Raw genomic sequence first — 24,045 nt, 5'->3', positions numbered from 1 at the left:
TCGGCGAGTAGTGTTCAGGCGGCGAGCGGGATGATCGTCCGGTACTTGCCGCCGGACGCCTGCCGCGGCGGCTCCTCGCCCCGTTCGACGGTTACGTTGTCGAGCTTGTTGTCGGCGAGGAGGTGGGTCAGCCCGTCGTGGGCCCGCTGCCACACGTGGTCCGCGTCGGCGCCGGGCGCCTGGACCACGCGGACGCGCAGGGTCGACGGCGCGGTCTGCTCGATCTGGAAGAGCTCGACTCCGGGCATGCGGTCGAAGAGGCTGCTGAAGGCGAGCGGGGCGAGGCTGACGTCGTCGCCCCGGCCCGAGGGGAAGGTGAGGATGTCGCCCGACCTGCCCTGGACCCGGATCGCGGGCGAGGGGGTGCCGCAGGGGCAGGGGTCGGGGCGGAGCATGACGCTGTCGCCCAGGTCGTAGCGGAGGAACGGCTGGACGCGGTTGGCGAGGTTGCTGATCAGGGTGGTGTGCGAGAACTCCCCCGGCGGGGTGGGCCGGTGGTCGGCGTCGACCGGTTCGAGCACGGCCCAGTCGTCGTTGACGTGGTACCAGCCCTCGGCGCAGCCGTGGCTGAGGTAGGTGCACTCGGTCGCGCTGTACATCGTGCGCACCTTGGCGCCGAAGGCCGCAGCGATGCGGTCGGTGTCGCTCTCGGTCATCGTCTCGCCCGCGGGCTCGACCAGCACCGGGTCGATGTGCAGCCGGCCCGCTTCCTGTTCGGCGGTGAGCAGCATGATCGTACTGGCGTAGCCGATGACGAACGCAGGGCGATATTCGTTGAGTTCGGCGACCAGGCGTGACATCGGCTCGTGCACGGAGAAGGCGCGGACGAGCTTGCTGCGCGCTCCGCCGTCCTGGCGCAGGCGGGAGTATCCGGCGAAGCCGACGTAATGTCCCTCGGTGGCGACGAGTTGGGCGAAGCGGCCGCCGTGGACGACGGCCCGGGCGATGCCGAGGGGGCCGAGCCAGGAGGCGAGCACCCGGGAGGAGACGGCGGAGGACACGTTCATGTACCGGTCGTCGAGCACGAACAGGCCGCGCCTGCCGCTGGTGCCCGACGTGGTGGCCACCAGATAGCGGCCGAGGAAGCGCCGCCCGATCAGCTCGGGGTCGTCGGTGAACGCGCGGACCTTCTCGAAGGTGATGTCGCGGTCCGTCGGCCAGTCGTCGAAGTGGTCCATCAGCTGCTTCTTGTCCGTGACCGGCAGCAGTGTCGGGTCCTCGATCCGCTCGGGCAGGCCGTGGTAGAGCTCTCGGTAGTACGGCGACGCCGAGCGGGCGTGGGCGACCAGGTCCGCCAGCCGGTCGGCTCGGCGCCGCGCGGTCCCCGCACTGCCCTCCTTGCGGGCCTTGCGGACGTCCCGCGTCAGCCACGCCATGCTCTCGCTCATCGTTCTGTGCTCCTTCCCACTTCACCCATGGCACGACGATCGCGGATGCACCACGGGCCAGGACGCCTTGAACGAGGCCAGTCACCCCAAAAGGTGACAACCCCGTCCCCGGACCCTGTCAGAGCGAGTGGCCAACTGCCGCTGTTTCACACGCGGCGCCACAAGAAAACAACAAGCCACAATCGCGGTCGAGGCCGGCTCGACCGGCACCCCAGAGGGGAAAGGCGATCTTTTACCACCCATGACGGAAGGCTGACAGCTAGCGCAGGCCAACGGCCGGGGCCGCGAAGCAAACCAATGCAACGTAATAATCCCGCAAAGACCTCGGCGACAGTGGGCGGGGGGACGGCTCCCGGAGGCCTCGTCGGGTCATCACGGCTGGCAGGGGGGCCAGTCACCGCCCAGGCGGCCCGCCGTACAAGCTGTGCGGCGTTAAGCATTCATATTGAAATTTACTCCATCTTGGCCGCCGGGATTCGATCACGTAAGAATCGCGGAATAAAGGATGGGGAATGTCTGATTCCGCCCTGTTCCCCCGTTAGCGACGTTGCCGTTTAAACTTTGAGCTGCGCATGATCAGGAGCGGCTATGTGTTGTGGCGACACACCGTTGTCAGCGTTCCTGGCGAAGGGAAAGATCTTGTCTGCCTTCCCCCCACCCGATATGTCGGACCCTTGGATACGTCGCTTCCGGCCCCGACCGGAAGCCCTCGTTCGCCTGGTCTGCTTCCCCCACGCGGGCGGCTCGGCCTCCTACTACCACCCCCTTGCGCAATCCCCCACTCTCCCGACCGACACCGAGGTCCTCGCGGTGCAGTACCCCGGGCGACAGGACCGTCGCAGAGAGCGGCTCCTGGACGACATCGGGGAGCTCGCCGACCTCATCACCGATGCGCTCGGCCCGTTCGACGACCGCCCGTTGGCGTTCTTCGGCCACAGCATGGGCGCCGTCCTCGCCTACGAAGTCGCCCAGCGGCTCCGCGAGCGCACGGGGAAGCAGCCCTGCCGGCTGTTCGTCTCGGGACGCCGCGCGCCGTCCCGCTTCCGGCGCGGCACCGTACACCTCCTCGACGACACCGAGCTGGCCGCCGAGCTGCGGCGGGCCGGTGGCACGGACCCGCGGTTCCTGGACGACGAGGAACTGCTCGCGGAGATCATCCCGGTCGTCCGCAACGACTACCGGGCGGTCGAGCTGTACCGGTGGAACCCGTCGCCGCCGCTGTCCTGCCCCATCACCGCCCTGGTGGGCGACCGGGACCCGCAGGCGCCGCTGGACGAGGTCGAGGCCTGGCAGCAGCACACGGAAGGCCCCTTCGACCTCAAGGTCTTCGCCGGGGGCCACTTCTATCTGAACACGCACCAGCAGGGCGTCACGGAAGTCATCTCCAAGGCGCTGGCCGACAGTGCGCAGCAGCGTGCGACAGCAAGGGGGAACGCTCGGTGAGATACGAAATGCTGGGCCCGCTCCGCATCAAGGACGGAAACGACTACGCCACCATCAACGCCCAGAAGGTGGAGATCGTCCTCACCGTGCTCCTCATCCGCGCCGACCGGGTGGTCTCTCTGGAGCAGCTGATGCGGGAGATCTGGGGCGAGGACCTGCCGCGGCGCGCCACGGCGGGACTGCACGTGTACATCTCCCAGCTCCGCAAGTTCCTCAAGGTGCCCGGTTCGGCGGGCAACCCCGTCGAGACCAGGGCACCGGGGTACGTCCTGCACAAGCGGGACGACGACCAGATCGATGCCCAGATTTTCCCCGAACTGGTCGACGTGGGGCGGTCGTTGCTCAGGGAGAAGCGGTTCGACGAGGCGGCCTCCTGTTTCGGGCAGGCACTCGCGCTGTGGCGCGGCCCGATCCTCGGGCAGGGCGGGAACGGTCCCGGCACCAACGGCCCGATCATCGACGGCTTCTCGACCTGGCTGACCGAGATCCGCCTGGAGTGTCAGGAGATGCTCGTCGAGTGCCAGCTCCAGCTCGGCCGGCACCGCGAGGCCGTGGGCATGCTGTACGCCCTCACCGCGGAGAACCCGATGTGCGAGGCGTTCTACCGCCAGCTGATGCTGGCGCTCTACCGCTCCGAGCGGCAGGCGGACGCGCTGAAGGTGTACCAGTCGGTGCGCAAGACGCTCAACGACGAGCTGGGGCTCGAACCCGGGCGCCCGCTCCAGGAGCTGCAGCGGGCCATACTCGCGGGTGACATGCACCTGATGTCCCCACCGCCCTTGGCCCTGTCCGGTCGCTGACAGTCGTCGGCAGTCGCTGATCGGAGCGTCGTGAGGCGCACATGCGCAGAGGGAAGCGTATGTGCTCAGAAGGCGCAGTGCAGGTGCTTGATCCCTTCGATGAAGCTGGAGTCCAGCCTGCGGGGCTGCCCCACGGCATGGATCTGGGGCAGCGCCGCGAGCAGCTCCCGGTACAGGACGGTGATCTCCATACGGGCGAGGTGGGCCCCGAGGCAGACGTGCGGGCCCACCGCGCCGAACGTGACGTGCGCGTTCGTCCCGCGCGTGATGTCGAACCGGTACGGGTCAGGGAAGACGGCTTCGTCCCGGTTGCCCGACCAGTAGAACAGGAAGATCCGGTCGCCCCTGCGGAACCTGTGGCCGTTCATGTCGCAGTCGCGGGTGGCTACGCGCCGCATCCAGTTGATGGGCGTGGAGACCCTGAGGATCTCCTCGACCGCGTTCGGCGCGTGCGTGTCGAAGTCCGAGAGCAGCAGCTGCTTCTGCTCGGGATGCTCGGTCAGCAGTACCAGCGCGTGCGAGATGGCGTTGCGGGTGGTCTCCATCCCGGCGATGACGAGCAGGATGAAGAAGGAGACGAGTTCCTGCCGCGTCAACTGCTCGCCGTCCGCCTGGACTTGCACGAGCTTGGTGATGAGGTCGTTGCCGGGGGCGGCGAGCCGTTCCGCGCGAAGGCCCGCGATGTAGTCGCCGAGTTCGCGTGACGCCTCGATCACCGCGCGTTCGGAGTCCGCCCGGTCCGGCACGTAGTCCGGGTCGAGGGGGCCCACGATCGTGTTGGACCGGTCGAAGAGGAAGTCGTGGTCCTCCGCAGGGATGCCCATCATGTCGCTGAGCACGGCGATGGGCATCTCCGCGGCGACGGGCCTGATGAAGTCGCCGGGCCCCCGCGCGACGAGCTCGTCGATGATGCGGCGGGCGGTGCGGGTCGCCACGGCCTCGAACTCGGGGATCATGTTGCGGCCGAAGGAACGCGAGACGATGCGCCGCAGCCGCGAGTGTTCCGGGTTGTCCATGTTGATCATCGAGCCGTAGTACTCGTCCAGCTCGGGCGGCAGACCGATGATGGTGGTCGCGCCGTTCGAGGAGAAGTCCTGCGGGCGGCGGCTCACCTCCACGATGTCCGCGTACTTGACCAGCGCGTGGTAGCCGAACGTCCAGGGCACGCCGGGCATGTCCTGCCGGATGAACGCCGGCCGCGGCAGCCCGCGCATCTCCTCGAACAGCGCCACGCGTTCCGCGTGCGGCCGCGCCCAGAACGACGGGTCGACCAGGTCGGGGAATGTGGCGGCCGGCTTGCTATCCGTGATGGGCACGATGCCTCGCTTCGCGTTGTCCGGACCCGACGGTCAGGCCCACCGACCGCACGGGCACGGCACGGGCGACGCCGCTGATCAGGGCGTGACGGCCTGACACCGGCACACCCTGGCAGGCACCGCTTAAGCGCCCCTAAGAAAGCCCCTGTTCCCTGGGCCCGAGCCTCCGACCAGTGCGGACACCCATGGCAGCGAGCGGTACACAGCCGAGTATTAGGAGGGCTTTAGCGCCGTCGACGAGTCTGCGGTCTGTTCTCGCGGAGAGGGGCGGTTGTCACCGGGATGGCGCACACCGAAGAGAAACTTCTGGAATACCTCAAGCGTGTCACCGCGGACCTGCGTCAGACGGAACGCCGGCTGCAGGACGTCGAGTCGGCGGGCCACGAACCGGTCGCGGTCATCGGCATGGCCTGCCGGCTGCCCGGCGGAGTCCGGTCTCCCGAAGAGTTCTGGGAGCTGGTCTCCACCGGCGGCGACGCCGTCGCGCCCCTACCCGGCAACCGCAATTGGGACCTCGACTCCCTCTACGACCCGGACCCCGAGAGCACCGGCACCAGTTACGTCCGGGAAGGCGGCTTCGTCTACGACGCCGGTGACTTCGACCCCACCTTCTTCGGCATCGGACCCACCGAGGCCGCGGCCATGGCGCCGCAGCAGCGGCTCGCCCTGGAGACGGCGTGGGAGGCGATCGAACGGGCCGGCATCGACCCCCTCAGCCTCCGCTCCAGCGACACCAGCACCTTCATCGGCTGCGACGGACTCGACTACGCCCTCGGCGCGTCCGAGGTCCCCGAGGGCACCGCCGGATACTTCACCATCGGCAACTCCGGCAGCGTCACCTCCGGCCGCGTCGCCTACACCCTGGGCCTCGAAGGCCCCGCGGTGACGGTCGACACGGCGTGCTCCTCGTCGCTGGTCTCCCTTCACCTCGCCACCCAGGCCCTGCGCACACAGGAGTGCTCGCTGGCGCTGGCGGGCGGTACGTACGTGATGTCGTCGCCCGCCCCGCTGATCGGCTTCAGCGAACTGCGCGGCCTGGCCCCCGACGGACGGTGCAAGCCGTTCTCGGCGAGCAGCGACGGCATGGGCATGGCGGAGGGTACGGGGGTGGTGCTCCTTGAGCGTCTCTCCGACGCCCGCAGGAAGGGCCACAAGGTCCTCGCGGTGATCCGGGGTTCGGCGATCAACCAGGACGGCGCGAGCAATGGCCTGACCGCCCCCAACGGCCCCGCCCAGGAACGCGTCATCCGCGCCGCCCTCGCCGACGCCCGCCTCACCCCCGAGGACATCGACGCCGTGGAGGCGCACGGCACCGGCACCACGCTCGGCGACCCCATCGAGGCCGGGGCTCTCATCTCCGCCTACGGCCGGGAACGGCCGGAGGACCGGCCGCTGTGGGTGGGAGCGGTGAAGTCCAACATCGGCCACACGCAGATCGCCGCGGGCGTGGCGGGTGTCATCAAGATGGTCCTGGCCCTGCGGCACGACCTGCTGCCCGCCATCCTGCACGTCGACGCCCCCTCGCCCCACGTGGAGTGGGACGGCAGCGGGCTGCGCCTGCTCACCGACCCGGCGAAGTGGCCCCGGGGCGAGCGCCCGCGCCGGGCGGGGGTGTCCTCGTTCGGCTTCTCTGGGACGAACGCGCATCTGATCCTGGAGGAGGCGCCGCCGGAGGAGGACGTGCCGGGCTCCGTGGTCGAGGAGCCGGGTGGGGTCGTTCCGTGGGTGGTGTCCGGGCGGACACCGGACGCGCTGCGTGCACAGGCGCGGCGGCTCGCCGAGTTCGCGGCCGGGGTGGCGGATGCGTCGGCGGCTGATGTGGGCTGGTCGTTGACCACGACCCGGTCCGTGTTCGAGCACCGGGCTGTGGTCGTGGGGCGTGACCGGGGTGCGTTGACGGCTGGTCTGGGGGCGTTGGCTGCGGGTGAGGCTTCGGCGGGTGTGGTGGCCGGGGTGGCCGGTGATGTGGGTCCTGGGCCGGTGTTGGTGTTTCCGGGGCAGGGGTCGCAGTGGGTGGGCATGGGTGCCCAGCTGTTGGACGAGTCTGCGGTGTTCGCGGCGCGGATCGCGGAGTGTGAGCGGGCACTGTCGGCGCATGTGGACTGGTCGCTGAGTGATGTCCTGCGCGGGGATGGGAGTGAGCTGTCCCGGGTCGAGGTCGTGCAGCCGGTGCTGTGGGCGGTGATGGTCTCGCTGGCTGCCGTCTGGGCGGACTACGGGGTCACTCCGGCTGCCGTCATCGGGCACTCGCAGGGCGAGATGGCCGCCGCGTGCGTCGCGGGGGCGCTGTCACTGGAGGACGCGGCGCGCATCGTAGCCGTACGCAGTGACGCGCTTCGTCAGCTGCAAGGGCACGGCGACATGGCCTCGCTCAGCACCGGTGCCGAGCAGGCCGCTGAGATCATCGGTGACCGGCCGGGAGTGGTCGTCGCGGCCGTCAACGGACCGTCTTCGACCGTGATTTCGGGACCGCCTGCGCATGTGGCAGCGGTCGTCGCCGATGCGGAGGCGCAAGGGCTCAGGGCCCGCGTCATCGACGTCGGGTACGCCTCCCACGGCCCCCAGATCGACCAGCTGCACGATCTGCTCACCGACCGGCTCGCCGATATCCAGCCGACCACCACCGACGTGGCCTTCTACTCCACGGTCACCGCCGAGCGCCTGACGGACACCACGGCCCTCGACACTGCCTACTGGGTGACCAACCTTCGCCAGCCGGTCCGTTTCGCCGACACCGTCGAAGCGCTGCTGGCCGACGGCTATCGCCTGTTCATCGAGGCCAGCGCGCACCCGGTGCTGGGCCTGGGCATGGAAGAAACCATCGAGCAGGCGGACATCCTCGCCACCGTCGTCCCCACCCTGCGCCGTGACCACGGCGACACCACCCAGCTCACCCGCGCCGCAGCCCACGCCTTCACCGCCGGCGCCCCCGTCGACTGGCGGCGCTGGTTCCCGGCCGACCCCACCCCCCGTACCGTCGACCTCCCCACCTACGCCTTCCAACACCAGCACTACTGGCTCGAACGTTCCGCGTCCGCCCCGGGAGCCGCCGGCGGTGAGCAGAGTGCGGCCGAGGCCCAGCTGTGGCACGCCGTCGAGGAGCTCGATCTCGGGCTGCTGGCCGAGACGCTGGGGTCGGAGGAGGGCAGCGAGGAGGCCGTCCGGGCGCTGGAGCCCGCGCTGCCGGTGCTCAAGGGCTGGCGGCGTCGGCACCAGGACCAGGCGACCATCGACTCCTGGCGGTACCGCGTCACGTGGAAGCAGCGGTCCGACGGGCCCGCGCCGGAACTCGGCGGCGACTGGCTGCTGTTCGTCCCTGCCGACAAGGCGGAGCACCCCGCCGTACGAGCCACCGCCGAGGCGTTGAGCGAACACGGGGCGGCTGCTGTCCGGCTGCAGCCGGTCGAGACCGGCCGGGCGGGACGTGAGGAGCTGGCCGCGGTGGACACGGCTGGTCTTGCCGGAATCGTCAATCTGCTGGCGTTGGACGAGGAGCCGCACCCCGAGCACCCGGCCGTGCCCGCGGGGCTCGCCGCGACGACCGCTCTCCTCCAGGCCCTCGGCGACAACGGCACGACCGCACCCCTGCACACCGTCACCCAGGGTGCCGTGTCCACGGGCGCCACCGACCCACTCACCCATCCCCTCCAGGCTCACGTCTGGGGGCTCGGCCGCGTCGCCGCCCTCGAACACCCGCGCCTCTGGGCCGGACTCGTCGACCTTCCCGCTCGTATCGACCGCCACACCCTCCCCCGCCTCGCCGCCGCTCTCCTCCCCCAGGACGAGGACCAGACCGCCGTCCGCCCCACCGGAATCCACCACCGGCGCCTCACGCACGCCGTCGGAAGCACTCAGAATCCCGTGCACACCGAGGCCACCTGGCGGCCCCGGGGCACCACCCTGATCACCGGCGGGACCGGCGGCATCGGTGCCGTCCTCGCCCGTTGGCTGGCCCGGCAAGGCGCCCCCCGTCTTCACCTCACCAGCCGTCGCGGGCCCGACGCGCCCGGCGCCCGGGAACTCGCCGCCGAGCTCGACGGCCTCGGCACCACCGTCACCATCACCGCCTGCGACGTCAGCGATCCCCGTCAACTGAGCGGCCTCATCGACGACATGCCGGCCGAGCATCCCCTCACAGCCGTCATCCATGCGGCGGGCATGACCGATCTGACCGCGATCGGTGATCTGACGACCGCGCGCCTCGGCGAGGTGCTGGGGTCGAAGTCCGACGCGGCCTGGAATCTGCACGAGTTGACGCGCGGCCTGGACCTCTCGGCGTTCGTGATGTTCTCGTCGGGCGCCGGCGTGTGGGGCAGCGGCCAGCAGGGCGCCTATGGTGCGGCCAACCACTTCCTCGATGCCCTCGCCGAGCACCGCCGCGCCCAGGGCCTGCCCGCCACCTCCATCGCCTGGGGGCCCTGGGCCGAGGCGGGCATGTCCGCCGACCCGGAGTCACTGACGTACTTCAAGCGCTTCGGTCTGCTCCCGATCGCTCCGGACCTGTGCGTCAAGGCGCTGCACCAGGCGGTCGACGCGGGTGACGCCACGCTGACCGTGGCGAACTTCGACTGGGCGAAGTTCACGCCGACGTTCACCGCGCAGCGGCCCAGTCCGTTCCTCGACGACCTTCCGGAGAACCAGCGGGAGGCCGAGCAGACGGGGACCGCCGCCGAGACGAGCGCGTTCCGCGAGGAGCTGGCGAAGACGCCCGCGTCGCAGCGGCTCGGCTTCCTGGTCCAGCAGGTCCGGACGTACGCGGCCGCGACGCTCGGCCGCACGGTGGAGGACATTCCCGCCGCGAAGCCGTTCCAGGAGCTGGGCTTCGATTCGCTCACCGCGGTCCAGCTGCGCAACCAGCTCAACACCACGACCGGGCTCTCGCTCCCCGCCACCGTGATCTTCGACCATCCCACGTCCGAGGCCCTCGCCACGCACTTGCGCGGACAGCTCGGCGACGGCGCCGAGGCCGCAGGTGAGGGCGACGTGCTCGCGGCGCTCGACAAGTGGGACACGGCGTTCGGCGCGGCCGAGGTGGACGAGGCGGCCCGGCGCCGCATCGTGGGCCGGCTGCAGGTCCTTGTGTCGAAGTGGAGTCCGGCGCAGGACGGGCCGGAAGGCACTGATTCGGCCCATGCCGATCTGGAGGCGGCGAGCGCGGACGACATCTTCGACCTCATCTCCAGCGAGTTCGGGAAGTCCTGAGCAGCGATCAGTCCTGAGCGCGATGAGCCCGGCCACACCGGCCCCCTTGCCCTCCCCCAACCTCATACGCCCCGATCACCACGTAGCGCCAAGGAGCCTGGGTCAGATGTCGAACGAGGAGAAGCTTCTCGATCACCTCAAGTGGGTCACCGCGGAGCTGCGCGAGGCCCGGCAACGGCTCCACGACAAGGAATCGACCGAGCCGGTCGCCATCGTCGGCATGGCCTGCCGCTATCCGGGCGGCGCCCGGTCGGCGGAGGACCTCTGGGAGCTCGTGCGCGACGGGGGTGACGCGGTCGCGGGGTTCCCCGACGACCGGGGCTGGGACCTGGAGTCGCTGTATCACCCGGATCCGGAGCATCCGGCCACCAGCTATGTGCGGGACGGCGCCTTCCTGTACGACGCCGGCCATTTCGACGCCGAGTTCTTCGGCATCAGCCCGCGCGAGGCCACGGCGATGGACCCGCAGCAGCGGCTGCTCCTGGAGACCGCGTGGGAGGCGATCGAGCACGCGGGCATGAACCCGCACGCGCTGAAGGGCAGCGACACCGGCGTCTTCACCGGAGTGAGCGCCCACGACTACCTGACGCTGATCAGTCAGACGGCCAGCGACGTCGAGGGGTACATCGGCACCGGCAACCTCGGCAGTGTGGTGTCGGGCCGGATCTCCTACACGCTGGGGCTCGAAGGCCCAGCGGTCACCGTCGACACGGCGTGCTCGTCGTCCCTGGTGGCGATCCATCTGGCCAGTCAGGCGCTGCGGCAGGGCGAGTGCTCACTCGCGCTGGCGGGCGGTTCGACGGTGATGGCGACGCCGGGTTCGTTCACCGAGTTCTCCCGGCAGCGGGGGCTCGCGCCCGACGGGCGGTGCAAGCCGTTCGCCGCCGCCGCCGACGGCACCGGCTGGGGCGAGGGCGCCGGGGTGGTGGCGCTGGAGCTGCTCTCCGAAGCGCGGCGCCGCGGCCACAAGGTCCTTGCGGTGATCCGGGGTTCGGCCACCAACCAGGACGGTACGAGCAACGGGCTCGCCGCCCCCAACGGCCCCTCCCAGGAACGCGTCATCCGGGCCGCCCTCGCCAACGCACGGCTCTCCGCCGAGGACATCGACGCCGTGGAGGCCCACGGCACCGGCACCACGCTCGGCGACCCCATCGAGGCGCAGGCCCTGATCGCCACGTACGGGCAGGGGCGACCGGATGACCGCCCGCTCTGGCTCGGCTCGGTGAAATCCAACATCGGCCACACGCAGGCCGCCGCCGGTGTCGCGGGCGTCATCAAGATGGTCATGGCGATGCGCAACGGTCTCCTCCCGACCTCCCTGCACATCGACGCCCCGTCACCGCACGTCCAGTGGGAACAGGGCAGCGTACGACTGCTCTCCGAGCCCGTCGACTGGCCGGCGGAGCGCACGCGGCGGGCAGGCATCTCGGCGTTCGGGATCTCCGGGACGAACGCGCATCTGATTCTGGAGGAGGCGCCGCCGGAAGAGGACGCGCCGGGCCCCGTGGCGGCTGAGCCGGGTGGGGTCGTGCCGTGGGTGGTGTCCGGGCGGACGCCGGACGCGTTGCGTGAACAGACGCGGCGGCTCGGCGAGTTCGTGGTCGGGGCCGGGGATGCGTCGGCGGCCGAGGTGGGCTGGTCGCTGGCCACGACACGCGCGTTGTTCGATCAGCGGGCCGTGGTCGTGGGGCGGGACTTGGCTCAGGCCCGTGCCGGCCTGGAGGCATTGGCCGCGGGTGAGGCTTCGGCGGATGTGGTGGCCGGGGTTGCCGGCGATGTGGGTCCTGGGCCGGTGTTGGTGTTCCCGGGGCAGGGGTCGCAGTGGGTGGGCATGGGTGCCCAGCTCCTTGACGAGTCCCCCGTCTTCGCGGCGCGGATCGCGGAGTGTGAGCGGGCGCTGTCGGCGCATGTGGACTGGTCGCTGAGTGCGGTGTTGCGCGGGGACGGGAGTGAGCTGTCCCGGGTCGAGGTCGTGCAGCCGGTGTTGTGGGCGGTGATGGTCTCGCTGGCTGCCGTCTGGGCGGACTATGGGGTCACTCCTGCTGCCGTCATCGGGCACTCGCAGGGCGAGATGGCCGCCGCGTGCGTCGCGGGGGCACTCTCGCTGGAGGATGCGGCGCGGATCGTGGCGGTACGCAGTGACGCGCTTCGTCAGCTGCAAGGGCACGGCGACATGGCCTCGCTCAGCACCGGTGCCGAGCAGGCCACTGAGCTGATCGGCGACCGGCCGGGAGTGGTCGTCGCGGCGGTCAACGGGCCGTCGTCGACCGTGATTTCGGGACCGCCCGAGCATGTGGCAGCCGTCGTCGCCGATGCGGAGGCGCAGGGGCTCAGGGCCCGCGTCATCGACGTCGGGTACGCCTCGCACGGCCCCCAGATCGACCAGCTCCACGACCTCCTCACCGACCGGCTCGCCGACATCCAGCCGACCACCACCGACGTGGCCTTCTACTCGACGGTCACCGCCGAGCGCCTCGACGACACCACGGCCCTCGACACCGCCTACTGGGTGACCAACCTCCGCCAGCCCGTCCGCTTCGCCGACACCATCGAAGCGCTGCTGGCCGACGGCTACCGCCTGTTCATCGAAGCCAGCCCCCACCCCGTCCTCAACCTCGGCATCCAGGAGACCATCGAGCAGCAGGCCGGTGCTGCGGGGACGGCCGTCACCATCCCCACCCTGCGTCGCGACCACGGCGACACCACCCAGCTCACCCGCGCCGCCGCCCACGCCTTCACCGCCGGCGCGGACGTCGACTGGCGGCGCTGGTTCCCGGCCGACCCCACCCCCCGTACCGTCGACCTGCCCACCTACGCCTTCCAGCACAAGCACTACTGGGTGGAGCCGCCCGCGGCGGTCGCAGCCGTGGGTGGTGGGCACGATCCGGTCGAGGCCCGGGTGTGGCAGGCGATCGAGGACCTGGACATCGACGCCCTCGCCGGCAGCCTGGAGATCGAGGGGCAGGCGGAGAGCGTCGGAGCGCTGGAGTCCGCGCTGCCCGTCCTCTCGGCCTGGCGGCGTCGGCACCGCGAGCAGTCCACCGTCGACTCCTGGCGTTATCAGGTCACTTGGAAGCATCTGCCCGACGTGCCGGCGCCGGAGCTCAGCGGGGCCTGGCTGCTGCTCGTGCCCGCCGCGCACGCCGACCACCCGGCCGTCCTCGCGACCGCGCAGACGCTGACCGCCCATGGTGGCGAGGTGCGACGGCACGTGGTCGACGCACGTGCCGTGGAGCGTACGGAGTTGGCGCAGGAGCTGCGTGTCCTGATGGACGGGGCCGCGTTTGCCGGAGTCGTCAATCTGCTGGCCCTGGACGAGGAGCCGCATCCCGAGCACTCGGCCGTGCCCGCCGGACTCGCCGCGACGACCGCTCTCGTCCAGGCCCTCGGGGACAACGGCGCCGACATCGCCGTACGCACTCTCACGCAGGGGGCTGTTTCCACGAGCGCCGGCGACGCCCTCACCCACCCGGTGCAGGCTCAGGTGTGGGGGCTGGGGCGCGTCGCTGCGCTGGAGTATCCGCGGCTGTGGGGCGGGCTGGTCGATCTGCCCGCTCGTATCGACCATCAGACGCTGGCCCGGCTGGCCGCCGCGCTGGTTCCGCAGGACGAGGACCAGATCTCCATCCGGCCGTCCGGCGTCCATGCCCGTCGCCTCGCACACGCGCCCGCCAACTTGGTTGGCAGCGGGCTTGGTTGGCGGCCCGAGGGCACCACTCTCATCACCGGCGGGACCGGCGGCATCGGCGCCGTCCTCGCGCGGTGGCTCGCCCGTGCGGGCGCCCCGCACCTCCTCCTGACCAGCCGCCGCGGCCCCGACGCCCCCGGAGCAGAGGAACTCGCCGCCGAGCTGGCGGAGTTGGGAGCCGCCGTCACCGTCACCGCCTGCGACGTCGGCGACCGCGAGCAGGTGCGCCGCCTCATCGAGGATGTACCCGCCGAGCACCCGCTGACCGCCGTCATCCACGCGGCCGGCGTGCCGAACTACATCGGTCTCGGCGACGTGTCGGGTGCCGAGCTGGACGAGGTGCTGCGTCCGAAGGCGCTCGCCGCCCACCATCTGCATGAACTGACACGGGAGTTGCCGCTCTCGGCGTTCGTGATGTTCTCGTCGGGCGCCGGCGTGTGGGGCAGCGGCCAGCAGGGCGCCTATGGTGCGGCCAACCACTTCCTCGACGCCCTCGCCGAGCACCGCCGCGCCGAGGGCCTGCCCGCCACCTCCATCGCCTGGGGGCCCTGGGCCGAGGCGGGCATGGCGGCGGACCAGGCCGCGTTGACGTTCTTCAGCCGCTTCGGCCTGCATCCGCTCAGCCCGGAGCTGTGCGTCAAGGCGCTGCAGCAGGCCCTGGACGCGGGTGAGACGACGCTGACCGTGGCGAACTTCGACTGGGCGCAGTTCACGTCGACGTTCACCGCGCAGCGGCCCAGCCCGCTCCTCGCCGATCTGCCCGAGAACCGGCGGGCCAGCGCACCCGCGGCACAGCAGGAAGACGCCACGGAGGCATCGTCGCTCCAGCAGGAGCTGACGGAGGCGAAGCCGGCGCAGCAGCGGCAGTTGCTGCTGCAGCACGTGCGCTCCCAGGCGGCGGCCACGCTGGGGCACTCGGACGTCGACGCGGTGCCCGCCACCAAGCCGTTCCAGGAGCTGGGCTTCGACTCGCTGACGGCGGTGGAGCTGCGCAACAGGCTGAACAAGAGCACCGGCCTGACACTGCCGACCACGGTCGTCTTCGACCACCCCACCCCCGACGCGCTCACCGACGTTCTGCGGGCCGAGCTGTCCGGTGACGCGGCGGCCTCCGCCGACCCGGTGCGGGCGGCCGGGGCCTCCGGAGGCGCCGTCGACGACGAGCCGATCGCGATCGTCGGCATGGCCTGCCGCTATCCGGGCGACGTCCGCTCCGCCGAGGAGCTGTGGGATCTGGTCGCGGCCGGCAAGGACGCCATGGGGGCCTTCCCCGACGACCGGGGCTGGGACCTGGAGACGCTGTACGACCCGGACCCGGAGAGCCGCGGCACCAGCTATGTGCGCGAAGGCGGGTTCCTCTACGACGCGGGCGACTTCGACGCCGGATTCTTCGGCATCAGCCCCCGCGAGGCCGTCGCGATGGACCCGCAGCAGCGGCTGCTCCTGGAGACCGCGTGGGAGGCGATCGAACGCGCGGGCCTCGACCGGGAGACCCTCAAGGGCAGCGACGCGGGGGTGTTCACGGGCCTGACCATCTTCGACTACCTCGCGCTCGTCGGTGAACAGCCCACCGAGGTCGAGGGCTACATCGGCACCGGCAATCTCGGTTGTGTCGCCTCCGGCCGGGTGTCGTACGTACTCGGCCTCGAAGGCCCCGCGATGACGATCGACACCGGCTGCTCGTCGTCCCTGGTGGCGATCCACCAGGCGGCGCACGCGCTGCGCCAGGGCGAGTGCTCGCTCGCTCTCGCGGGCGGCGCGACGGTGATGGCCACGCCCGGCTCGTTCGTCGAGTTCTCGCTGCAGCGCGGGCTCGCCAAGGACGGCCGGTGCAAGCCGTTCGCGGCCGCCGCCGACGGCACCGGCTGGGCCGAGGGAGTCGGCCTGGTCGTGCTCGAACGGCTCTCGGAGGCACGGCGCAACGGCCACAACGTCCTGGCGGTGATCCGGGGTTCGGCCATCAACCAGGACGGCACGAGCAACGGGCTCACGGCACCCAACGGGCAGGCGCAGCAGCGGGTGATCCGGCAGGCACTCGCCAACGCGCGGCTCTCCGCCGAGGACGTCGACGCGGTGGAGGCGCACGGCACCGGCACCATGCTGGGCGACCCCATCGAGGCCAGCGCGCTCGTCGCCACCTACGGCAAGGAGCGGCCCGCGGACCGGCCGCTGTGGCTCGGCTCGATCAAGTCGAACATCGGGCACGCGCAGGCGTCGGCCGGTGTCGCCGGTGTGATCAAGATGGTCATGGCGCTGCGCAACGAACAGCTGCCCGCCTCCCTGCACATCGACGCGCCCACGCCGCACGTGGACTGGGACGGCAGTGGCGTCCGCCTGCTGTCCGAACCAGTCGCCTGGCCGCGCGGCGAACGGCCGCGCCGCGCCGGGGTGTCCGCCTTCGGCATCTCCGGCACCAACGCGCACCTCATCCTCGAACAGGCCCCGGACGCGCCGGAGCCCGTGACCGCTCCGGCGGAGGACGCCGCGGCGCCGGCCAGAGTGGTGCCCTGGGTGGTGTCGGCGCGCGGCGAGGAGGCGCTGCGGGCCCAGGCCCGCCTGCTGGCCGACCGCGCCACCGCGGACCCGCGGCTCGCGTCGCCGCTGGACGTGGGCTGGTCCCTGGTGAAGACCCGGTCGGTGTTCGAGAACCGAGCCGTCGTCGTGGGCAAGGACGGCGAGACTCTCCTCGCCGGGCTACGGTCCCTGGCGGCGGGCGAACCGTCACCGGACGTCGTCGAGGGCGCCGTACAGGGCGCCTCCGGCGCGGGTCCGGTGTTGGTGTTCCCGGGGCAGGGGTCGCAGTGGGTGGGCATGGGTGCCCAGCTCCTTGACGAGTCGCCGGTGTTCGCGGCGCGGATCGCGGAGTGTGAGCGGGCGCTGTCGGCGCATGTGGACTGGTCGCTGAGTGATGTCTTGCGCGGGGATGGGAGTGAGCTGTCCCGGGTCGAGGTCGTGCAGCCCGTGCTGTGGGCGGTGATGGTGTCACTCGCTGCGGTGTGGGCCGACTATGGCATCACCCCGGCTGCCGTCATCGGGCACTCGCAGGGCGAGATGGCCGCCGCGTGCGTCGCAGGGGCGCTGTCACTGGAGGATGCGGCGCGCATCGTGGCCGTACGCAGTGACGCGCTCCGGCAGCTCATGGGGCAGGGCGACATGGCGTCGTTGGGGGCCGGCTCGGAGCAGGTTGCTGAGCTCATCGGCGACCGTCCCGGCGTATGTGTCGCAGCCGTCAACGGGCCCTCCTCCACGGTCATTTCAGGGCCGCCGGAGCATGTGGCAGCCGTGGTCGCGGATGCGGAGGCGCGAGGCCTGCGCGCCCGCGTCATCGACGTCGGATACGCCTCCCACGGCCCCCAGATCGACCAGCTCCACGACCTCCTCACCGAGCGCCTGGCCGACATCCGGCCCACGACCACGGACGTCGCCTTCTACTCGACGGTCACCGCCGAACGCCTCGACGACACCACTGCCCTCGACACGGATTACTGGGTCACCAACCTCCGCCAGCCGGTCCGTTTCGCCGACACCATCGAAGCGCTGCTGGCCGACGGCTACCGTCTGTTCATCGAGGCCAGCCCCCACCCCGTCCTCAACCTCGGCATGGAGGAGACCATCGAGCGGGCCGACATGCCCGCCACGGTCGTGCCCACCCTGCGCCGCGACCACGGCGACGCCGCGCAGCTCACCCGCGCCGCCGCCCAGGCCTTCGGCGCGGGGGCGGAGGTCGACTGGACGGGCTGGTTCCCGGCCGTGCCGCTGCCTCGGGTGGTGGATCTGCCGACGTACGCCTTCCAGCGGGAGCGGTTCTGGCTGGAGGGGCGCAGGGGGCTCGCCGGGGACCCGGCGGGGCTCGGGCTCGCCTCCGCGGGGCATCCGCTGCTCGGGGCCGCCGTGGAACTCGCGGACGGCGGCAGTCACCTGCTGACCGGCCGGATCTCTCCGCGGGACCAGGCGTGGCTGGCCGAGCACCGGGTCATGGACACGGTGCTGCTGCCCGGTTCGGCGTTCGTGGAGCTCGCGCTGCAGGCCGCGGTACGGGCAGGCTGCGCAGAGTTGGCGGAGCTGACGCTGCACACTCCGCTCGCCTTCGGGGACGAGGGCGCGGGCGCGGTCGACGTGCAGGTGGCGGTCGGTTCCGTGGCCGAGGACGGGCGGCGTCCCGTGACCGTCCATTCGCGGCCCACGGGTGAGGGCGAGGAGGCCGTCTGGACCCGGCATGCCGCGGGCGTGGTCGCTCCCCCGGGACCCGACGCCGGGGACGCCTCGTTCGGCGGGACGTGGCCGCCGCCGGGCGCCACACCGGTCGGCGGGCAGGATCCGTACGGGGAACTCGCTTCGTACGGCTATGACTTCGGGCCCGGCTCGCAGGGACTGGTGAGCGCGTGGCGGCTCGGGGACGACCTTTTCGCCGAGGTGGCGCTGCCCGAGGCGGAGAGCGGCAGGGCCGACCGCTACCAGGTGCACCCGGTGCTGCTCGACGCCACGCTGCACGCGCTGATCCTTGACGCGGTCACGTCGTCCGCCGACACCGACCAAGTGCTGCTGCCGTTCTCCTGGAGCGGGTTGCGGGTGCACGCGCCGGGCGCGGAGAAGCTGCGGGTACGCATCGCACGCACCGCACCCGACCAGCTGGCCCTCACGGCCGTGGACGGGGGCGGAGGCGGGGAACCGGTTCTCACGCTGGAGTCGCTCACGGTACGGCCGGTGGCCGCCCACCAGATCGCGGGCGCCCGCGCGGCGGACCGTGACGCGCTCTTCCGGCTCGTGTGGGCGGAGGTCGCCGCGCGGGCCGAGGAGACGGGCGGCGGCACCCCGCGTGCCGCGGTCCTCGCGCCGGTCGAGGGTGGCCCGATGGACGGTACGTCGGCCGGTGCGCTGGCCGACGCCTTGTCGGCCGGTGCGCTGGCCGACGCCTTGTCCGATGCGCTGGCCGCCGGCCCCGTGTGGGACACGTTCGGTGCTCTGCGGGACGGAGTGGCGGCCGGGGGCCAAGCGCCCGATGTCGTGCTCGCCGTGTGCGCCGCGCCCGGCGCAGGTGCCGGGGACGTTGCGGATGCCGATGGCACGGGCGGTGACGCAGCCGGGTACGCGCGGCTGGCCACCGTGTCCCTTCTGTCGCTGCTCAAGGAGTGGGTGGACGACCCGGCGTTCGCGGCGACCCGTCTCGTCGTCGTCACCCGGGGCGCGGTCGCCGCGCGGCCGGGTGAGACCGCCGGTGATCTGGCGGGCGCGTCGCTGTGGGGTCTGGTGCGCAGCGCGCAGGCCGAGAACCCCGGTCGCCTGACGCTGCTCGACGTGGACGGACTGGAGTCTTCTCCGGCCGCGCTGACCGGCGTACTGGCGTCCGGTGAACCGGAGTTGGCGCTGCGTGGCGGGCGCGCCTACGTGCCACGGCTCGTGCGCGACGACGCGTCGGTGCGGCTGGTGCCGCCGGTCGGATCGCTCACGTGGCGGCTGGCTCGTGGCCAAGAGGCGGGTGGCGGAGAGCAGTTGTCGCTTGTCGACGCTCCCGAGGCCGGGCGGGCGCTGGAGCCGCACGAGGTGCGGGTGGCGGTGCGGGCCGCGACGCCGGGGCCGCTCACGGCGGGCCAGGTCGAGGGTGCCGGTGTGGTGACGGAGGTCGGCGGCGAGGTCGGGTCGGTGGCCGTGGGCGACCGGGTGATGGGGTTGTTCGACGCGGTGGGCCCGGTGGCCGTCGCCGATGCCGCGCTGCTCATGCCGGTTCCGACGGGCTGGAGTTGGGCGCAGGCGGCCGGGTCCTTGGGGGCCTATGTGTCCGCGTATCACGTGCTGTCGGATGTCATGGCGCCCCGCGGTGGCGAGACTCTGCTCGTCGGGGAGGAGACCGGTTCCGTCGGCCGTGCCGTGCTGCGTCTCGCTCTCGCCGGGCGGTGGCGGGTCGAGGCCGTGGACGGTGCGCCGACGGCGGACGGTTCGGGCGGCGAGCGCGCGGTCGACGTCACCCTCCGCCACGAGGGGGCCCTGGTGGTCCACCGTGCGGGCGGTCGTCCGGACGAGGGACAGGCTGTCGTGCCGCCCGAGCCCGGGCGCGTACGGGAAATCCTCGCGGAGCTGACCGAGCTGACCGAGCTGCCGGAGCTGCCGGAGCTGACCGAGCTTGCCGAGGTCACGGAGTCGGCGAAGCCCGGGCTGCCCGCGGAACGGGGTGACAGCCGTGCTCTGACGCCGCTCGACATCACCGTGTGGGACATCCGGCAGGCGCCCGCCGCGATGGCGGCCCCGCCCTCGGCGGGCACGACCGTGTTCTCGCTGCCTCCCGCCTTCGACCCCGAGGGCACCGTGCTGATCACCGGCGGCACCGGAGCACTCGGCTCGCTGACGGCCCGTCACCTGGTGGAACGGTACGGAGCCAGGCACCTGTTGCTGTCCAGCAGGCGCGGAGCCGACGCGCCGGGCGCACTCGAACTGGCCGCCGACCTCTCCGCGCTCGGCGCGCGAGTCACCTTCGCCGCGTGCGACCCGGGCGACCGGGACGAAGCCGCCGCCCTCCTCGCGACGGTGCCCGCGGACCACCCGCTGACCGCCGTCTTCCACTGCGCGGGCACCGTGAACGACGCGGTGGTGCAGAACCTCACGGCCGAGCAGGTCGAGGAGGTGATGCGCGTGAAGGCGGACGCCGCCTGGCACCTGCACGAGCTGACGCGGGACGCGGACCTGTCCGCGTTCGTCCTGTACTCCTCGGTCGCCGGGCTGCTCGGCGGCCCCGGCCAGGGCAGCTACACGGCCGCCAACGCCTTCCTGGACGCGTTGGCCCGGCACCGGCACGACGGCGGCGCGGCGGCGACCTCCCTGGCATGGGGCTACTGGGAGCTGGCGAGCGGCATGTCGGGACGGCTCACCGACGCCGACCGGGCGCGCCACGCCCGCGCCGGCGTGGTCGGGCTCGGCGCCGACGAGGGACTCGCCCTCCTCGACGCGGCGTGGGCCGGCGGACTGCCCCTGTACGCGCCGGTCCGTCTGGACCTGGCCCGGATGCGCCGGCAGGCCCAGAGCCACCCCGCCCCGGCGCTGCTGCGCGACCTGGTGCGCGGGGGGAGCAAGAGCGGCGGCGGTGCTGTGTCGGCGGGGGCGGCCGCGCTGCTCAAGTCGCTCGGCGCGATGTCCGACCCCGAACGGGAGGAGGCGCTGCTCGACCTGGTGTGCACCCACATCGCGGCCGTCCTCGGCTACGACGCGGCGACGCCCGTCAACGCGACGCAGGGGCTGCGGGAACTCGGCTTCGACTCCCTGACCGCGGTGGAGCTGCGCAACCGGCTCTCGGCCGCGACGGGGCTGAAGCTGCCCGCCACGTTCGTCTTCGACCATCCCAACCCGGCGGAGCTCGCCGCGCAGCTGCGGCAGGAGCTGGCCCCGCGCGCGGCGGATCCGCTCGCCGACGTCCTGGCGGAGTTCGAGCGCATCGAGGACTCGCTGCTCTCGGTCTCCTCGAAGGACGGCTCGGCGCGGGCCGAACTGGCGGGGCGGCTGCGCGCGACGCTGGCCAGGCTCGACGCGCCGCAGGACACGGCCGGCGAGGTCGCGGTGGCCACTCGTACACGTATCCAGGACGCTTCGGCGGACGAGATCTTCGCGTTCATCGACCGGGACCTCGGCAGGGACGGCGCGAGCGGACAGGGCAACTCACAGCCCACCGGGCAGGGCAACGGACACGGCAATGGCAACGGCAACGGACACGGACACGGTCAGGCAGTGGAGGGCCAGCGATGAACGAGTTCGCCCGCAAGAAGCGGGCCTTGGAGCACAGCCGGCGGATCAACGCCGGGGACCTGGACGCGATCATCGAGCTGTACGCGCCCGACGCGGTCCTCGAGGACCCGGTCGGCCCCCCGCCCGTCACCGGGCACGACGCGCTGCGCGCCCATTACGAACCGCTGCTCGCCGCGCACCTGCGCGAGGAGGCGGCCGAGCCCGTCGCCGGGCAGGACGCCACGCACGCGCTGATCCAGATCTCCTCCGTCATGGACTACCTGCCCGTGGGCCCGCTCTACGCGGAGCGGGGCTGGCTCAAGGCCCCCGACGCCCCGGGGACGGCCCGCATACACCGCACGGCGATGCTCGTGATCCGCATGGACACGTCCGGCCTCATCCGGCATCTGAAGTCGTACTGGGGCACATCCGATCTCACGGTCCTCGGCTGAACCGAACGGCCCTCGATGACGTTCACAAGGTCTGCCCACCCTTCCTGGAGGTGCCATGCCCGACGAGGCCGCGCGCAAGCAGATGGCCGTCGACTACGCCGAGCGCATCAACGCCGGTGACATCGAAGGCGTCCTCGACCTGTTCACGGACGACATCGTCTTCGAGGACCCCGTGGGGCGGCCCCCGATGGTGGGCAAGGACGATCTCCGCCGCCATCTCGAACTGGCCGTCTCCTGCGGTACGCACGAGGTGCCGGACCCGCCGATGACGTCGATGGACGACCGTTTCGTGGTGACGCCGACCACGGTCACCGTGCAGCGGCCGCGGCCGATGACCTTCCGCATCGTCGGCATCGTCGAGCTCGACGAGAACGGGCTCGGCCGCCGGGTCCAGGCGTTCTGGGGCGTCACGGACGTGACCATGGACGATCCGGCCGGGCCCGCCGACACCACCCACCCCGAAGGGATACGCGCGTGACCACCACCCGCCCCGCACACGCCGTCGTCCTGGGTGCCAGCATGGCAGGCACCCTGGCGGCCCACGTCCTGGCCCGGCACGTCGACGCCGTCACCGTCGTGGAACGTGACGCGCTGCCCGAGGAGCCCCAGCACCGCAAGGGGGTCCCGCAGGCCCGCCACGCGCACCTCCTGTGGTCCAATGGCGCCCGCCTCATCGAGGAGATGCTGCCCGGCACCACCGACCGCCTGCTCGCGGCCGGCGCCCGCCGCCTCGGCTTCCCCGAGGACCTGGTGACGCTGACCGGACAGGGGTGGCAGCACCGCTTCCCCGCCACCCAGTTCGCCCTGGTCGCCAGCCGCCCACTACTGGACCTGACGGTACGTCAGCAGGCCTTGGCGGCGGACAACATCACCGTTCGGCAGCGCACCGAGGCCGTCGAGCTGACGGGAAGTGGTGGGGACGGCGAAAGCGGTGACCGTGGCAGCGGCGGCCGGGTCACCGGTGTCGTCGTCCGCGACCTCGACAGCGGTCGGCAGGAGCAGCTGGAGGCCGACCTGGTGATCGACGCCACCGGGCGCGGCTCCCGCCTCAAGCAGTGGCTCGCCGTGCTCGGCGTGCCGGCACTGGAGGAAGACGTCGTGGACGCCGGCGTCGCCTACGCCACCCGGCTCTTCAAGGCCCCACCGGGCGCGACGACACACTTCCCCGCCGTGAACATCGCCGCCGACGACCGGGTGCGCGAACCCGGCCGCTTCGGCGTGGTCTACCCCATCGAGGGCGGCCGCTGGCTCGCGACGCTCTCCTGCACGCGGGGCGCACAACTGCCCACACACGAGGACGAGTTCCTTCCCTTCGCCGAGAACCTAAACCATCCGATCCTCGCCGACCTGCTCCGGGACGCCGAACCGCTCACCCCCGTCTTCGGTTCCCGCTCCGGCGCCAACCGCCGCCTCTATCCGGAGCGCCTCGAACAGTGGCCCGACGGTCTCCTCGTCATCGGCGACTCGCTGACCGCGTTCAACCCGATCTACGGCCACGGCATGAGCTCGGCCGCGCGCTGCGCCACCACGATCGACCGCGAGTTCGAGCGGAGCGTGCAGGAGGGTACGGGGTCCGCCCGCGCCGGCACCCGCGCCCTGCAGAAGGCGATCGGCGCGGCCGTGGACGACCCGTGGATCCTCGCCGCGACCAAGGACATCGACTACGTCAACTGCCGGGTCTCGGCGACGGATCCGCGGCTCATCGGTGTGGACACCGAGCAGCGCCTGCGGTTCGCCGAGGCCATCACCGCGGCGTCGATCCGTTCCCCGAAGGCGTCCGAGATCGTCACGGACGTGATGAGCCTCAACGCACCGCAGGCCGAACTGGGCTCCAACCGTTTCCTGATGGCGATGCGCGCCGACGAACGCCTCCCGGAGCTGACCGCTCCCCCGTTCCTCCCGGAGGAGCTGGCCGTGGTGGGTCTGGACGCGGCGACGATATCGCCCACGCCTACGCCCGCGCCTACAGCTACGGCGGCTGTACGGTCCTGACTCAGGAAGGCTGACCGTAGGCGCATGGCCTGCGGTCAGCCGAGGGCCGCCTGAAGG

At 71.8% G+C, this 24,045-nt stretch carries 9 protein-coding genes; 7 read left to right on the top strand and 2 right to left on the bottom strand.

Features of this window, described 5'->3' with window-relative positions; genetic code table 11:
- Nucleotides 1-14 precede the first annotated feature (14 nt).
- Entirely contained in the window at nt 15-1,388 is a 1,374-nt protein-coding gene (locus ACZ7LU_RS06165; RefSeq protein WP_398299069.1) for a phenylacetate--CoA ligase family protein, read from the bottom strand.
- Between the two features lie 663 nt (nt 1,389-2,051).
- Between ACZ7LU_RS06165 and ACZ7LU_RS06160 the strand changes: the two genes are divergently transcribed.
- Nucleotides 2,052-2,831: a thioesterase II family protein gene (locus ACZ7LU_RS06160; RefSeq protein ID WP_468085818.1), complete on the top strand. Its 780-nt coding sequence runs from the start codon at nt 2,052-2,054 to the stop codon at nt 2,829-2,831.
- Entirely contained in the window at nt 2,828-3,631 is an 804-nt protein-coding gene (locus ACZ7LU_RS06155) for an AfsR/SARP family transcriptional regulator (protein ID WP_398299073.1), read from the top strand. Before ACZ7LU_RS06160 ends, ACZ7LU_RS06155 begins: the two co-directional genes overlap by 4 nt.
- A 65-nt stretch (nt 3,632-3,696) precedes the next feature.
- Here ACZ7LU_RS06155 and ACZ7LU_RS06150 read toward each other — a convergent pair whose 3' ends face one another.
- Nucleotides 3,697-4,947 (bottom strand): cytochrome P450, encoded by a 1,251-nt coding sequence (locus tag ACZ7LU_RS06150; RefSeq protein ID WP_471915845.1) that lies wholly within the window; start codon nt 4,945-4,947, stop codon nt 3,697-3,699.
- A 282-nt stretch (nt 4,948-5,229) separates the two neighbouring features.
- Here ACZ7LU_RS06150 and ACZ7LU_RS06145 point away from each other — a divergent pair, with 282 nt between their 5' ends.
- The 5 genes from ACZ7LU_RS06145 to ACZ7LU_RS06125 all read left to right on the top strand — a co-directional run bounded on the left by ACZ7LU_RS06145 (nt 5,230) and on the right by ACZ7LU_RS06125 (nt 23,988).
- Nucleotides 5,230-10,149 carry a type I polyketide synthase gene (locus tag ACZ7LU_RS06145; RefSeq protein ID WP_471915844.1) on the top strand — a complete coding sequence of 1,640 codons (4,920 nt, stop codon included), beginning with the start codon at nt 5,230-5,232 and terminating at the stop codon, nt 10,147-10,149.
- Nucleotides 10,150-10,255: 106 nt separating this feature from the next.
- Nucleotides 10,256-21,565, top strand: coding sequence for a type I polyketide synthase (locus tag ACZ7LU_RS06140; protein ID WP_471915843.1), 11,310 nt, complete (start codon nt 10,256-10,258; stop codon nt 21,563-21,565).
- Nucleotides 21,562-21,996, top strand: coding sequence for a nuclear transport factor 2 family protein (locus ACZ7LU_RS06135; protein WP_471915842.1), 435 nt, complete (start codon nt 21,562-21,564; stop codon nt 21,994-21,996). Before ACZ7LU_RS06140 ends, ACZ7LU_RS06135 begins: the two co-directional genes overlap by 4 nt.
- A gap of 55 nt (nt 21,997-22,051) precedes the next feature.
- Nucleotides 22,052-22,474, top strand: a complete 423-nt coding sequence (locus ACZ7LU_RS06130) for a nuclear transport factor 2 family protein (RefSeq protein WP_468085829.1) — start codon at nt 22,052-22,054, stop codon at nt 22,472-22,474.
- Nucleotides 22,471-23,988: an NAD(P)/FAD-dependent oxidoreductase gene (locus ACZ7LU_RS06125; RefSeq protein WP_471915841.1), complete on the top strand. Its 1,518-nt coding sequence runs from the start codon at nt 22,471-22,473 to the stop codon at nt 23,986-23,988. The genes ACZ7LU_RS06130 and ACZ7LU_RS06125 overlap by 4 nt, the downstream gene beginning before the upstream one ends.
- The last annotated feature ends 57 nt before the right edge of the window (nt 23,989-24,045 follow it).

The sequence above is a fragment of the Streptomyces sp. NPDC039462 genome (assembly GCF_055639375.1).
The sequence above is the reverse complement of the archived record's forward strand: the minus strand, read 5'-3'. Positions and strand labels throughout refer to the sequence as shown.

Excerpts from the sequence above, each read along its gene's own strand:
- ACZ7LU_RS06165 (WP_398299069.1), bottom strand. The coding sequence starts at position 1,388 with ATGAGCGAGAGCATGGCGTGGCTGACGCGGGACGTCCGCAAGGCCCGC.
- ACZ7LU_RS06160 (WP_468085818.1), top strand. The coding sequence starts at position 2,052 with ATGTCGGACCCTTGGATACGTCGCTTCCGGCCCCGACCGGAAGCCCTC.
- ACZ7LU_RS06145 (WP_471915844.1), top strand. The coding sequence starts at position 5,230 with ATGGCGCACACCGAAGAGAAACTTCTGGAATACCTCAAGCGTGTCACC.
- ACZ7LU_RS06140 (WP_471915843.1), top strand. The coding sequence starts at position 10,256 with ATGTCGAACGAGGAGAAGCTTCTCGATCACCTCAAGTGGGTCACCGCG.
- ACZ7LU_RS06135 (WP_471915842.1), top strand. The coding sequence starts at position 21,562 with ATGAACGAGTTCGCCCGCAAGAAGCGGGCCTTGGAGCACAGCCGGCGG.
- ACZ7LU_RS06130 (WP_468085829.1), top strand. The coding sequence starts at position 22,052 with ATGCCCGACGAGGCCGCGCGCAAGCAGATGGCCGTCGACTACGCCGAG.